This is a genomic window from Sorangiineae bacterium MSr11954 (assembly GCA_037157815.1).
Lineage (GTDB): Bacteria > Myxococcota_A > Polyangia > Polyangiales > Polyangiaceae > Pendulispora > Pendulispora albinea.
In genome coordinates this window covers 8,161,959-8,175,257 of sequence record CP089984.1, presented here as the reverse complement: position 1 = coordinate 8,175,257, position 13,299 = coordinate 8,161,959, and the positions used below count along the sequence as shown (strand labels likewise).

The window sequence follows — 13,299 nt, the reverse complement described above, 5'->3', positions numbered from 1 at the left end:
CATCGGTTTTACCCACCTTTTCGCAGTGGTTGCAGCTCCTACTGCGTCTTCGGTTTGGCCGTGCATTTGCTCTCATGTCGGCATCATGAGCAGTGACGATCCCATCGCGCGGTCCCACGACGAGCCGCCGCCATCCCGCGAAACCCTCGAAACATCGGGGGTCGAGAGCGGCACCACGGCCACCCCAGCAGAGCCGTATTGTTATCTGGAAGACGGCAATCCCTGGCGCGTCGCCACCAATTGCCGCGCTGCCGGTCTGGCCTTCGTGAACGGCGTCGGTCGCGGTTGGACGAAGCGCGATCTGGTGCGGTGGCTGGTGGGCGCCTACCGCGATGCCGCATACCCGCTCCCGGGTGCGGAGCGCATTGGTTTCGAGACCAACATCGCGGAGGTCGACCCCAAGCGCATCGAGCGCCTGCTGTTCGGGGTACGCGACCATGTGCTCAAGAGCCTCGACACCACGCCCGATGGTCTCGTCTCGCTCTCCTGCTGGGCCAAAACGGCCGGATCGATCATGCGCAGCCGCCATGGAAATGGCGAGATGGGCTACATCCCCGTCGATTGGCCCCGCATGCGGCTCGAGGACCGCGTCATGTCGCTCTTCGCCGTCGACGCGCTCATTCGCGCGCGCGATTACGAGCGCCGCCTCTCCATCTGCGGCCGCTGCGGCGCCGTCTCCTTCGATGACGCAGCCCGCGAACGCGGCTTCTGCGATCTCCACCCGGACCGCATGCGTTATGACTCCGGCATCCTTCCGAAGACGGAGGGCGCCGGATCGGACGAGAAAATTCCGGTCGCCAAATAAGCGACCCGATTGGCGCGCGATCGCGGAGCGCACGGTCGCTACCGCCGGCGAACGCGCCGCGTGATCCCGAATTTCACCAGCTCGTGCACCGCGCGCAGCATCTCGCGCACCTCGTGCTCCGCCTCCCAAAAAATCTTCGGAGCGGAGAACGCCGCATAGGCGCGCAGCATCGCGGCCGCGGTGCGATCCGCGTCGTCCACCTCGAGCTCCCCGGCCTCGATGCCCTCGCGCAAAAGGCGCGCGATGAGGGTGCGCTCGCTTTGCTCGAAGCGGGTTTGCGCATCTTTGACGCTGGGGTTCCCGCAGTGCAGCAGATCTTTCGTGTGCAGCCCCTCGCCGCCGCGCTCGAGCAGCATCTCCACGCGCGCGTCGAGGATCGCGGCGATCTGGTCGGCAAAGCTTGCGTTTTTCGCCTTTTTCTTGGCGATCGCGCGCTCCATCGCCTCGAGGATGCGCGCGTGCTCCAGCTCCGACAGCGCGCCGATGATCGCCTCCTTCGACGGAAACTCGAGGTACACGCTGCCCACACCTATGGCGGCCTCGCGAGCGATCTCGGCGATGGTCGTTTTATGCGGCCCATAGTGGGAAAGCAGGCGCCGTGCGGCATCGAGGATTAGCTTGCGTCGCTCCGCTTCCGAGGTACCCATCGGTGTTTCGACGAGTCTACCTGGTTGACGGAACGTTGAACGGATTTAACTTCGGTTCATCGCTCAGCCTACAGAGTCCTCACGAGCCAAGCGCCATCAGGGCGCGGAGGCGATTATCCGGGGACACGCGAGCGGTTTGGGAGACACTCGATGAGTTCGAGAACGACATTTCCGCTATTGCCGCTGCGTAACGGGGTCATTTTCCCGGGAACGACGGTCACGCTCCCGCTCGGTCGCGAACGCTCGGTCGCGCTCGCCCGCGCCGTTCGCCCCGGCGACATCCTCGTCGTGGTCACGCAAAAAGATGGCTCGGTCACCGAGCCCACCGAGGATGGCCTTTATCACTACGGCACCTTTGCACGGGTGCAGCAAATCGCCCGCGCCGGCGATCGCGAATACCGCATGACGGTCGAGGGCCTCGGCCGCTTCGAAATGGCGCACCTCGTCAGCACCGATCCGTATTGGACGGCGGAGGGAAGCATCGTCGAGGAGCCGGTCTCCAATGTGGAGGAGGCGCGCCTGCTCGCCAAGGTTTTGCGCGAGCGGGTCGAGGAGCTGGCCGGTCGATCCGGCGGCGCCGCCAGCTCGGTGCGCGCCAGCGAGGATCAACCGGGTCTGGTCGCCGATCAAATCGCGGCCGGCCTTGGGCTGGCGACCGACAAAGAGATGGAGGTGCTCCAGACGATCGACGTGATCGATCGCCTTCGCCAGGTGGCGGCCCTCGTGAACGAGGTGTCCACCCTCTCCGAGATGCGCCGCAAGATCGAGGGCGACGTTCGAAAGGAAATCGGCAAAACGCAGCGCGACGTCCTTTTGCGCGAGCAGATGCGCGCCATCCAGCGCGAGCTGGGCGACGACAAAGAGGACGATTTGAGCCGCCTGCGCGAGAAGCTCGACAAGGCCGGCCTCCCGGACGAAGCCCGCTCCGTGGCCGACCGCGAGCTCAAACGGCTGGAGGGCATGTCGCCGCAGAGCCCCGAGTCCAACGTGGCGCGCACGTACCTCGAGACCTTGGCCGAGCTCCCGTGGAACACGCGCGCCGAGGCCAAGGACGATATCGACGCCATCAAGGCGAAGCTCGACGCCGACCACCATGGCCTGGAGGAGGTGAAGAAGCGCATCCTCGAGCACATGGCGGTGCTCAAGGTCTCGAAGAACCCGCGCGGCACCATCCTTTGCCTCGCCGGTCCTCCAGGGGTGGGCAAGACGTCGCTCGGCCAATCCATCGCCGACGCGACGGGGCGCCCCTTCGTGCGCATCTCGCTGGGCGGCGTCCGCGACGAGGCGGAGGTCCGCGGTCACCGGCGCACCTACGTGGGCGCGCTCCCCGGCCGCATCGTGCATGCGCTGCGCAAGGCCAAGGTGAAGAACCCCGTGTTCCTGCTCGACGAGATCGACAAGCTCGGCACGGGTTGGCAAGGATCGCCCGAGGCCGCGCTCCTCGAGGTGCTCGACCCCGAGCAAAACAAGACGTTCACCGATCACTACCTGGAGGTCCCGTTCGATCTCTCGGAGGTGATCTTCATCGCCACCGCCAACACCCTGGAGACCCTCTCGGCGCCGCTCCGCGATCGTTTGGAGATCCTGGAGCTCGCGGGGTACACGCCCGACGAGAAGACGCACATCGCCCAGAGCCACCTCATTCCCAAGGCGCTGCGCGATCACGGCCTCGACGAGGGCTCGCTGAACCTGACCGAGCCCGCGCTCTCCGCCGTCATCACGGACTACACGCGGGAGGCGGGGGTGCGGCAGCTCACGCGGCAGATCACCAAGCTCGTCCGCGCGCTGGCGCTGGAGGTGGCACGCGCCACCGACGGCAAGCCGCACAAGCTCACGGTCGACACCCCCGATCTTGCCACCCACCTCGGCAAGCGCCGCTTCTTCAGCGAGGTCGCGGAGCGCACGCAGGTCCCGGGTGTGGCGACCGGTCTCGCGTGGACCCCGGTGGGCGGCGACATTCTCTTCATCGAGACGTCGCGCATGCCGGGCAAGGGGATGCTCGAGATCACCGGCCAGCTCGGTGACGTCATGAAGGAGTCGGCGCGCGCCGCGCTCACCTATGTGCGCAGCAACGCGACCGCGCTCGGGGTCGATCCGCGCTTCCTCGAGGGCCAAGACGTTCACGTCCACGTCCCCGCGGGCGGCGTGCCGAAGGATGGACCTTCCGCGGGCGTCACCATCTTCACCGCGCTCACATCGCTCCTGAGCGGTCGAAAAGTGCGCTCGGACACGGCGATGACCGGTGAGGTCACCTTGCGCGGAAGGGTGCTCCCGGTGGGCGGCATCAAGGCCAAGGTCCTCGCAGCGCATCGTGCCGGCCTCACCCGCGTCATTCTCCCGGAAAAGAACGCGCGCGATCTCGACGAGGTGCCGGAGGAGGTGCGCCGCCACCTGGAAATCGGCTTTGCCAGCGACATGAGCGAGGTCCTCGCCTTCGCGCTGGAGCCGGCCGACACAGCGCAGGGGATCGACCTGTCCGCGCTTCCGATGGATATCCCCCTCACGACATCCGGCAAGGCCGGAGCCGGAGGAGGCGCGGGGGCGGGCTCGTAAACCGAACCGCATCGTAAAACATCGGCTAGAGTTGCACGCGACCCATGAAGATCGCGTGCATTGGCGGCGGGCCCGCCGGTCTCTACTTCGGTATCCTTCAGAAGAAAGCCGATCCGTCTTCCCAGGTGGTCATTCTCGAGCGGAATGCACCGGGGGAGACGTTCGGCTGGGGCGTCGTCTTCTCGGACGAGACCTTGGAGTACCTCGAGCAGAACGACCGCGAGACCCACGAAGAGATCACGCGAACCTTCGCCCACTGGGAGGCGATTGACATCTACTACCGCGGTGAGCGCATCCGCTCCGGGGGCCATGGTTTCTCCGGCATCGCGCGCCGCAAGCTGCTCGACATCCTCACCCGTCGGGCCCAAGGCCTCGGCGTGGAAATCCAATTTCGCACCGAGGTGGACGACTTCGAGTCGATCGACGTCTTCCGCGAGGCCGACTTGGTGGTGGCCGCCGACGGCGTGAACAGCAAAGTGCGCACACGCTACGCCAGCGTCTTTCGTCCGCACTTGGACGCGCGTCCGTCGAAATACATCTGGCTCGGCACCACCAAGCTCTTCGACTCATTTCAATTCATCTTCGAAGAGAACGAAGATGGGCTCTTTCAAGTCCACGGCTACCGCTTCGACAAGGACACGAGCACCTTCATCGTCGAGTGCGATCAAGCCTCGTGGAAGAAGGCGGGCTTGGACCGCGCCAGCACCGAGGAGAGCATCGCCTACCTGGAGCGGCTCTTCGCCAAGCACCTCGATGGCCACGAGCTCCTGACGAACCGCTCCACCTGGGTCAACTTCGTCACCGTGAAGAACGCCACCTGGCGGCACGGCAAAATCGTGCTCATGGGCGACGCCGCGCACACTGCGCACTTCTCCATCGGCTCCGGGACCAAAATGGCGATGGAGGACTCCATCGCGCTGGCCAAGGCGCTGGCGCAGCACCCGCGCTTGGACGATGCCCTGGACGCCTACGAGAAAGAGCGCCACGACATCGTGCTGCGCACGCAAAAGGCGGCGCAGGACAGCTATTTCTGGTTCGAGGGGAGCAAGCGTTACCTGGGTCACGATCCGATGACCTTCGCCATGAGCCTGCTCTCCCGCAGCAAGCGCATCGGCTACGACAACTTGAAGCTGCGCGATCCCGAGCTGATCGGGCGCGCCACCGAGGGCTATGCGACCCGCGAGATGGCGCGCGCGCAGGTGGTCCCGATCGATCGCGGCATGGGCCCCGAGCCGCCGCCGCCCCCGATGTTCACGCCCTTCTCGCTGCGCGGCCTCACCTTGCAGAACCGCGTGGTCGTGTCCCCCATGTGTATGTATTCTGCAAATGACGGCACGGTGAACGATTTTCACCTGGTGCACCTCGGCAGCCGGGCCATGGGCGGGGCAGGGTTGGTCATGACGGAGATGACCGACGTCTCGCGCGACGGGCGCATCAGCCCGGGTTGCGCCGGCATGTACCTGCCCGAGCACGTGACCGCGTGGCGGCGCATCGTGGAGTTCGTGCATCAATCGTCGGCGGCGGCCATCGGTTTGCAGATCGCGCACGCCGGGCGAAAAGGCTCGACCAAGCTCCTGTGGGACGGGATGGACGAGCCGCTCGACGAGGGCAATTGGCCCATCATCAGCGCGTCGCCCATTCCGTATTTGCCCTACAGCCAAGTTCCGAAGGAGATGGACCGCGCGGACATGGACCGCGTGAAATCCGACTTCATTCGGGCGGCGCTCATGGGACAAGACGCGGGCTTCGATTTGCTCGAGGTCCACCTGGCGCACGGATATCTGCTTTCGAGCTTCCTCTCGCCGCTGTCGAACATTCGCAAAGACGCGTATGGCGGGTCGCTCGAGAACCGCATGCGCTACCCGCTGGAGGTGGTGGAGGCCGTGCGCGCGGTGTGGTCGAAGGACAAGCCGCTCAGCGTCCGCATCTCGGCCACCGACTGGCACGATCAAGGCTTCACGGGCGATGAGGCCGTGATCCTGGCCCGCGCGTTGAAGGAGCGCGGCGCCGACATCATCGACGTATCGACCGGCCAAACATCGATTTACGCGCAGCCCGTTTACGGGCGTATGTACCAGACGCCCTATTCGGATCGCGTCCGCAACGAGGCCAAGATCCCGACGATGACGGTCGGCAACATCACCTCCGCCGATCAAGTGAATACGATCCTCATCGCCGGGCGCGCGGATCTGTGCGTGCTTGCGCGTCCGCACCTTCGCAATCCGCATTGGACCTTGGCGGCCGCGGAGGAGCTGGGGTATTCGGATTTGGCGTGGCCGAATCAGTACAAGGCGGTGCGGCCGCGTCCAAGGTGATTCAGCGCGGAGCGCTTCGCATGGCAGCGCGGAACGCTCGCACGGCCTGGCTTTGTGTAGGATAGTGCAAAAAGCTGACGAGCCAGCCTAGATCGAGCTCGGGCAAGAGCTCACTCTTGTCGGAAGGCTCGTAGTGCTGCCCGCGCAGAATGTGGACCTGAATCGAGCCTTTGCGATCCCAAATCCAAAGCTCGCGCACTCCGAGGCCGCTGTAAATCTTGAGCTTGTTTAGACCGCCCCGGCTCCACATGATTTCGATGGCGAGATCAGGGACCGATTTTCTCTTTGCTCCGAGGATGTAACATTCATCTGCTTCCGCTGCTCGCTTCTTTCGGGCTTTGCGCAAGGTCCATTGGCCATAGCCATTGAATTCGAGGCCTCGTTCGTCCGCATAGGCTTCCAGGAGACGCGCGATGGTCGTCTTCACATCCTCATGCATCCAGGAGGGGTTCATGAGCTCGATTTCGCCGTCCAAGTAATAGATGCGCGGCAGAGATCGCTCACCGCGCACGGCCAAGATGATCTCGTAGTCTTTCCAGGTCATTCCGTGAAGAATCACCCGCTGGTCGACCTCTTCGGCTTCGAGTCGGCCGTGGTCGACGGCGCTACCCTCCGCAAAGTTTTCCGCCGTTTGAGCCGCCACCATGGGGAGAAGTATAGCCCGTTTCGTCGCGGTGGGTGTCTCGGCTCCAGCGCGTACACCGCTGCCATGGACAACACTGCGGCCGCCGCGATATGGCTGCGCTATGAATCGCCTTTCTGCGCTCGCGTGCATCGGAGCTTTTGCCCTCGCCGCGGCCTGCGGCGGGGCAGCGCCCGACACCATCGCGCCCAAGCCCGCCGCCCCGACGGAGAGACCGTCCGCCTCCAAACCCGACGCGCCCGCCGATGCCGGCGCCGCGCAAGCCAACGCGAACCCGGATGACGCCGTGATTGCTGCCTATGGGCAGCGGTACGTCGATCTCGTGGTCGAGTGCTGGCCCGAGACGGCGACGACCCTTGGTCTGCACACGCGCGATTCGGAGTTGAACGATCGCTCGCTCGAAGGGATCCATCGCGTCACGGCGCGGGAGCGCGAGCTGCTCGACGAGCTCATGGCGCGCTTTCCGGAGAAGCCGCGGGCCTCGCGGGCGAGCTTTACGGATCTGTCGATTTTGGAGCATGCCCTGGCGGTCGACATTCGCCGGACGGAGGCGCTTCGGCCGCATGAAACGCGGCCCGACTTTTATACGGAGCCGCTGTCGGCGATCTTCGTCATCATGGCGCGGGACTTTGCGCCGGCCGCGGATCGGGCGCGCACCGCGCTGGCGCGCATCGAGAAGCTGCCGCAGGCGGTGGCCGCGGCCAAGACGAACCTCAAGAACCCGTCGCGCATTGCGACGCAGATTGGCATCGAGTCGGCGGATGGCGCCAAAGGGTTCCTCGACGAGCAGTCGGCGCTCCTCGTCAAAGAGCTGCCGTCGGAGAAGGCGCGCATCACCGCGGCGGTTCGCGCGGCCAAGGAGGCGTATGCCGGCTACAAGGCTTGGCTCACGAAGGATCTGTTGCCGCGTTCGACGGGGCAGTTCGCCGCCGGCAAGCCGCTGTTCGAGTTTCTTACCCGCGAGGACTATTTCCTCACCGAGGACGCAGACGCCATTCATGCCATGGGCAAGCGCGTCTTCGACGATACACAGCAAAAGCTGACGGAGACGGCGCGCCGCATCGATCCCTCCGCCAAGCGGTGGAGCGACGTGGTGGAGCGCGTGAAGGCGCATCATCCGACCATGGCCGATTTGTTGCCGTCGTATCGGCGCGAGGTCGCGCGGGCGCGTCAGTTTTTGGTCGACAAGGACGTGATGCCCTTTCCGCCGGGCGACATCCTCGAGGTGATCGAGACGCCGCAGTTCCGGCGCACCACCATCCAAGCGGCGTACGATCAATCGCCGCCCTTCGATCCGCCTGGCGCCAAGGGGTTCTTTTACGTGACCCCCGCCGAGCCGCAATGGCCGCGCAAACGTCAGGAAGAGTGGCTCCGCGAGAACGATCACGGCGATCAGGTCGACACCGCCGTGCACGAGGCTTATCCGGGGCACCACTTGCAGCAGTCGTTTTCGCGGCTCCATCCTTCGGTGGTGCGCAAGGTGACGGGGCCGAGCATCTTCTCCGAGGGCTGGGCGCTCTACAGCGAGGAGCTCTTCGCGGAGCTCGGCTACTACACCGACGAAGAGCGCCTCATGCAGCTCGTATGGACCTTGGTGCGCGCCGCGCGCGTGATCATCGACGTGGGCCTGCACACCCGCGGCATGACCTACGACGAAGCGGTGAAAATCCTGGTCGACGAGGTCCACCTCGGGCGCCAGCTCGCCTTGAACGAGGTCAAACGCTACACCGAGAATCCTACCCAGCCGCTCTCGTACTTGATCGGCCGCGAACGCATCTTTGCCATGCGCGAGCGGATGCGCGCCCGCGACGGCGCCCGCTTCTCGCTCAAGACCTTCCACACCGAGGTGCTCACCCGAGGCACCGTCGCCCCGGGGCTCCTCGAGCGCGAAATCTTCGGAGAATGACCGACACGGGCGCGCCGGTTCACACCTGCGCGCCCGCGCGCCGGTTCACACCTGCGCGCCCGCGCGCCGGTTCACACCTGCGCGCCCGCGCGCCGGTTCACACCTGCGCGCCCGCGCGCCGGTTCACACCTGCGCGCCCGCGCGCCGGTTCACACCTGCGCGCCCGCGCGCCGGTTCACACCTGCGCGCCCGCGCGCCGGTTCACACTTGCGCGCCCGACTACTGCCCGAGCCCCTCGAGCATCGCAAGAAGCGCATTCGCCTTTTCGAGCCCGGCCTTGGTCCCCATGGTCGGCTCGTCGCGGACCTCGATTTCGACGATGCGCTCGGGCGGAAGGTCCATCAAGAACCGGCTCGGGGTGCGCGGCACGGGCTTGCCGCGCATCGCGCGGTTTTTGCAGCGTGAGAGCGTGAGGAAATCGCGCGCGCGGGTGACGCCGACGTAAAAGAGGCGGCGCTCTTCTTCGATGTCGGCCGCCTTGGCCGAGTTGCTGCCGTCGTCGGGGAGCGCGGGCGCGTCGGTCGCGCGATCTTCCAGGGTGCGTGCGTGCGGGAGAAAACCCTCTTCGCACCCGATCAAATAGACGATTTCGAACTCGAGCCCCTTGGCGCCGTGCAACGTGGAGAGGGTGACGGCGTTGGGCTCGGCGTCTTCTTCCTTGCCGAAATCGAGGGTGAGCGCGTGCAGGAAGTTGGCGAGATCGTTCGCCTGCTCCGTGCCGACCTTGGCCTCGCGCCGCGTGAGGGTGCCCATCAGGCCCTCCACGTTCCCCCAGCGCTTGGCCGCGGCTTGCGGGGTGGGGGAGCTCGAATCGATCTCCTGCCGCAGGCCGATTTGCTGGCACAAAAAGGACGCCACTTCGCTGGCGCGCACCTGCTCGACCAGGATCTTGCGGCGCAGATCGCCCACGATGCGCTCGAGCTGTTTGCAACCTTGGCGCGCAGGCTCGGAGATGTCGTCGAAGGCATCGACCCGCTCGATGCCTTGCCACAAAGTCCAGCCCTTGGCTTGGGCGTGCAGCGCCAGGCGCTCCACGCTCGTATCGCCGATGCCGCGCGCCGGGTAGTTCATGATGCGGCGCAAGCTGATCTCGTCGGAGCGGTTGAGCGCCAGCTTCAAGTACGAGAGGACGTCCTTGACCTCCTTGCGCTCGAAGAACTGCTGCCCGCCCACGATGCGGTACGCGATGCCCTCGGAGCGCAGCGACTCCTCGATCAGCTTCGCTTGGCTGTTGGAGCGGTAGAGCACCGAGAGATCGCGCGGCTGCTTCTTCTCGTCGCGGATCCAGCGCGAAATCTCACGGACGACGTAGGAGGCCTCCGCCTCCGGCGTCGGCGCCGATGCCACCGTGATCTTCTCGTCCCCCACGCGCTCGCTGAAGAGGTGCTTCTTGTGGCGCACGCCCACACGCTTGCCGATGACGGCGTTGGCCACGTCCAGGATCGCCTGCTTCGAGCGGTAATTTTGCTCGAGCTTCACGACCTCCGCGCCCGTGAAGTGCTCCTCGAACTCGAGGATGTTGCGCACGTCGGCGCCGCGCCATCCGTAGATGGCTTGATCGTCGTCGCCCACGACGCAGATGTTGCGGTGCGGCTCGGCCAAGAGGCGCAGCATCATGAGCTGCGCGCGGTTCGTATCTTGGTACTCGTCGACGAGCAGGTAGCGGACCTTCTCCTGCCAGCGCGCGAGCACGTCGGGGCGCGATTGCCAGACGCGCACCACCTCGCAGACCAGATCGTCGAAGTCGTAGGCCGAGTACGTGCGCAGCGCCGCTTGGTAGCGCGGGTAGACGATCTTGGTGATCTCGTTGTACGGATCGACCCCGTCGTCGGGCAGCTCCTCGGGCAGCAAGAAGGCGTTCTTGGCGTTGGAGATGCGCGACATGATGGCGGGCACGTCGAAGCGTTTTCCGGCGTCGATGTTGCGGAGGATCTCCTTGACGGTCCCGAGCGCGTCGCCCTGGTCGAAGATGGTGAAGGCCTGGTTCTGGGCGCGCTTCTCGCGCGTGAGCACGTGCAGACCGAAGGAGTGGAACGTGGAGATCGTGAGCCCTTTGGCCCCCGCCTTGTTCTTCCCTAGGAGCTTGGCCACGCGCTCGCCCATTTCGGCGGCGGCTTTGTTGGTGAAGGTCAGCGCCACGATGGTGGACGCCGGGACCCCACGTTCCATCATTCGGACCATCCGCTGCGTGATGACGCGCGTTTTTCCTGATCCAGCGCCCGCGAGGACGAGAAGCGGGCCGTTTTGATGCTCGACCGCTCTCTTCTGAGCCGGATTGAGACCAACCATGGCTCCCCCATAAGCATGGAGTCGCCGCGGGAACTAGATTGAAAGAATCGCCGCGATATGCGCGGTATGCTGGCCTCAACATGAACCGCTCGAAGCGCGTCGCTCGCCTCGCCCCGTCGTTGCTTTTGTTGCTCCCGACCTTTGCTGGCCTTGCCTGTGGGGGCGCGACACCCGAGCCGGCCGCCCCGCCCAAGCCGGCGGAGACCAAGCCCACGTCGGCCACCACGCCGCCCGATGTGAGCGCGGTCCCTGCGCCGTCCACCCTCATCGTGTTCGGGCGCGTGGCCAAGCCGGGGGATCTCTTGAAGGTCGCCGGCGGCTGGGCGGGCACCACCTTGCCCGAGGACATGGTCGGAAGGCTCGTGGCCAGCGCGCCCATCGCCGCGGCCTCCGAGCTCGGGCGCCCAGTGGACTTTGCCGTGGCCACCGATCCGCGCGGGCGCTCGGCCTCGCCGGGCTTGGCGCTCTCGATGGCGGTGCGCCCGCTCGAGGAGTCGCGGCCCGTCTTGGAGAAGTATTTTACCTTGAAGGCCGCGAAGGGTGGAGTCTACAGTCTCGAGCAAAAGGCGCAGGGCGAGGACGAAGAGGACGATCGCCGCTTTTGCGCCATTTATCCGTCGGCCGACGCCTCGGCGTCCGCGCCGGCGGGGGCGATGGTGCGCCTGGTCTGCGCGACCGCCGCGTGGAGCTTGGAGGCGCTCGGACCGTACCTGTCGCGCACCACGCCGCGTGAGAAGTTCGCGTCCGACATTCATATGGATCTGACCCTCGGACCGTTCCGGGAGACCCTGAACCAAGGGCGCTCCATGTTCCCGACCTTGCTCGCGGGCGTGCTCGGGATCCGGAAGGACGACAACCCCGCGGTGTACGAGCTGACGGCGGCCGCCATCGGCGATCTCGCGGACTTTGCGCTCGATCTGGACAAGCTCCAGTTCGACGCCAAGGCGGCCGACCCCGGCGCGGAGGGCACCTTGGCCGCGAGCTTCAAGTCGAACCAGGCGCTCACCACGCGCTTGGCGTTGAGCCACCCCGAGCGCGCCGCCGCGCCGCCCGACGCCTTCTGGCGCATGCCCGCCTCCTCCGATGTGGCGTACTTCCACCGGGGCACCGAGGAGAAGGAGCTCTTGCACGCGCGCGATCTCGCGCTCGACGCCCTCACGAAGAGCCTCGCCAAGGGCGGCCTCGCCGAGGCGGACAAGAACGCCATCAAGGGCACGATTTCGCACCTGGTGTCGCTCTTGGCCTCGCCCGCCGTGCACGCCAAGGGGCTCGACTTCGAGGCGCAGCAAAAGGCGTTTGCGGCGCTGGGTGCGGCCGGCGGCGGCAGCGGAAAGCCGGATGCGAAGGCCGACCTCGCGAGGGCCGAGGCCGTGCGGACGGCGGTGGCGCAGCTCGGGGGTTGGGCGATCACCTCGTTCGAGGAGCCGGCCGCGAAGGTTCAATCGGTGGCCAAGGAGATCGCGGCCCTGGTCGCGCGCCCCGCGGTGGCGAAGTGGCTCAAGGAGCGGCACCCGCATAGCCCAGCCCCGACCTTGAAAGAGACGCCGTCGAAGCTCACCGCGAGCTTGCCGAAGGGCACCACGCACTACGAGCTCACCTTCGTGCACGCGGACGTCAAAGAGGACAAGGCGGCCGAGCCGAAGGCCGGCGCCAAGGGCGCGGCCGCGCCGGCGCCGAAGAAGGTAACGGTCAAGCTGGACAAGCCCGTCAAGCTCCACGTCTTCTTCGCGCCCGACGGCGCGCGCACCCTCGTGGCGTACGGCATGGACGATGCGCTGGTCGCCAAGACGCTCGCGGGGGTCGTGGCCGGAGGAACGTCCCTCGAGCAGCGCGAGGGGCTCGCGGAGTTGAAGCAAGCCAAGCTGAACGCGGGTGGCTTCTTCGACGCGCGCGGCTTCCTCTCTGCCAACCCGCTGACCTTTGCGTCCGAGCGCCATCCCCAGCCGGAGGATCCGTTCCGCACGCTCGCCAATTCGCCGGCCCATGGCGCCACACCGGTTCCGTTCACCTTCCTCGTACAGCCAGGGAAAGACGCGGCCGGCACCTTCGTCGTGACCGCCAAGGTGCCCAAGGCCGCGGTTCGCGAACTCATCGCCGCGTCCATCAACTTGGGGCGCTGAACCCGAAGGACCCGAGGCAGC

At 66.1% G+C, this 13,299-nt stretch carries 8 protein-coding genes; 5 read left to right on the top strand and 3 right to left on the bottom strand.

Annotated elements, in window-relative coordinates; translation table 11 throughout:
• Window positions 1-85 precede the first annotated feature (85 nt).
• Window positions 86-805: a hypothetical protein gene (locus LZC94_31630; GenBank protein ID WXB12388.1), complete on the top strand. Its 720-nt coding sequence runs from the start codon at window positions 86-88 to the stop codon at window positions 803-805.
• 38 nt (window positions 806-843) lie between these two features.
• Here LZC94_31630 and LZC94_31625 read toward each other — a convergent pair whose 3' ends face one another.
• Window positions 844-1,452: a TetR/AcrR family transcriptional regulator gene (locus LZC94_31625; protein ID WXB12387.1), complete on the bottom strand. Its 609-nt coding sequence runs from the start codon at window positions 1,450-1,452 to the stop codon at window positions 844-846.
• 150 nt (window positions 1,453-1,602) lie between these two features.
• On the opposite strand from LZC94_31625, the gene lon reads away from it, so the two are divergent.
• Both lon and LZC94_31615 read left to right on the top strand, forming a co-directional pair.
• Window positions 1,603-4,005, top strand: coding sequence for an endopeptidase La (gene lon / locus LZC94_31620; protein WXB12386.1), 2,403 nt, complete (start codon window positions 1,603-1,605; stop codon window positions 4,003-4,005).
• Between the two features lie 44 nt (window positions 4,006-4,049).
• On the top strand, window positions 4,050-6,320 hold the full coding sequence (locus LZC94_31615) for a bifunctional salicylyl-CoA 5-hydroxylase/oxidoreductase (protein WXB12385.1): 2,271 nt from the start codon (window positions 4,050-4,052) through the stop codon (window positions 6,318-6,320).
• A gap of 1 nt (window position 6,321) precedes the next feature.
• Here the strand turns inward: LZC94_31615 and LZC94_31610 are convergent, their stop codons facing one another.
• Complete coding sequence (locus LZC94_31610) at window positions 6,322-6,966, bottom strand: Uma2 family endonuclease (GenBank protein WXB12384.1); 645 nt, start codon at window positions 6,964-6,966, stop codon at window positions 6,322-6,324.
• Between the two features lie 100 nt (window positions 6,967-7,066).
• On the opposite strand from LZC94_31610, the gene LZC94_31605 reads away from it, so the two are divergent.
• Window positions 7,067-8,869: a DUF885 domain-containing protein gene (locus LZC94_31605; GenBank protein ID WXB12383.1), complete on the top strand. Its 1,803-nt coding sequence runs from the start codon at window positions 7,067-7,069 to the stop codon at window positions 8,867-8,869.
• A 219-nt stretch (window positions 8,870-9,088) separates the two neighbouring features.
• Here the strand turns inward: LZC94_31605 and LZC94_31600 are convergent, their stop codons facing one another.
• Window positions 9,089-11,158: a UvrD-helicase domain-containing protein gene (locus tag LZC94_31600; GenBank protein ID WXB12382.1), complete on the bottom strand. Its 2,070-nt coding sequence runs from the start codon at window positions 11,156-11,158 to the stop codon at window positions 9,089-9,091.
• Window positions 11,159-11,238: 80 nt separating this feature from the next.
• Here LZC94_31600 and LZC94_31595 point away from each other — a divergent pair, with 80 nt between their 5' ends.
• Window positions 11,239-13,278 (top strand): hypothetical protein, encoded by a 2,040-nt coding sequence (locus LZC94_31595; protein ID WXB12381.1) that lies wholly within the window; start codon window positions 11,239-11,241, stop codon window positions 13,276-13,278.
• The last annotated feature ends 21 nt before the right edge of the window (window positions 13,279-13,299 follow it).